The 447-nt window shown below is 55.0% G+C and carries 1 pseudogene; it reads left to right on the plus strand.

Annotation, left to right across the window (positions count from 1 at the left end):
* Positions 1–223: 223 nt before the first annotated feature.
* A pseudogene (locus EIZ37_RS25680) lies at positions 224–447 on the plus strand (group II intron reverse transcriptase/maturase); the annotation flags it as partial.

Here is a 447-nt window from a genome sequence, read left to right on the forward strand (position 1 = left end):
CATGACGAAATCCTAAGTCGCCAAGGGCTATTTCTGTAAACTTGAGTGGTTGCGGGCAGAAAGATGACGCTCTTATCTGGGGAGGCCTGCGGAATACGCGAAGCAACTTCGTAACCGCAACCGTGAGGTTGCGCTGAAGCCGCAGGAGTCAGCAGAGGCCATAGTACGGGAATACGGGACGCTGGAAACCGGAAGGGCTGAACCTAAAGGAGGGAAGGAAACGATGCGTTCGCACGAAGAGCAACGACAGCAGCCAACTTCATATGAAGGCTCCAGGCAAAGAGTAGCGGTGAAGCCGCAAGGGCATGCCGGAGTGCCGAGTTCTTTGTCGGCACAACTCGACCTTTCTTCTCGCGAAGACCAGTGTGACTTGCTGGAGCGAATGCTCGAAGGAAACAACCTTCGACTTGCCTACAAGCGAGTGAAACAAAACGGTGGAGCGCCCGG

Origin of the sequence: Brevibacillus migulae, from assembly GCF_004521915.1 — a bacterium.
In the GTDB taxonomy this organism is placed as follows: domain Bacteria; phylum Bacillota; class Bacilli; order Brevibacillales; family Brevibacillaceae; genus Brevibacillus_F; species Brevibacillus_F migulae.